The organism is Pseudomonas sp. 2822-17, from assembly GCF_002742485.1.
GTDB classification, from domain to species: domain Bacteria; phylum Pseudomonadota; class Gammaproteobacteria; order Pseudomonadales; family Pseudomonadaceae; genus Aquipseudomonas; species Aquipseudomonas cyclaminis.
On the sequence record NZ_LJRZ01000842.1, the window covers coordinates 1 to 308 of the forward strand.

1 protein-coding gene is annotated in these 308 nt (G+C 40.9%); it reads right to left on the reverse strand.

All coding sequences use genetic code 11. The features are described from left to right. Positions 1–308 (reverse strand): TSUP family transporter (locus tag AOA60_RS29475; RefSeq protein WP_143522589.1); only part of this gene is annotated, 308 nt, incomplete at both ends.

Below are 308 nucleotides of genomic sequence, written 5' to 3' on the forward strand. Positions count from 1 at the left end.
GAACGGTCCCCCTACAGCGAAAATACCACCAATTAGTCCTCCAGCTAATCCTAGTATGATCGGGAGCCACGTACCATTGATTTTCTTCTCTGGATTGGGCGGTTTGCTCCAAAATAAATAAATGACAACAGAGATTAGAAAAATACCTAATATAATTTTTAGAAAATCCTGTTCTCCATAATTATGAAGGATAAAAAAGCCCCCAACTCTTCCTATAAGGGCGGCAGCGAGAATCACGATGAGTGACCGCCATTTAATATGTTTAAACATTTGTAGTGCAATACTTGCTGAGAGCACCAGGGCAAGTG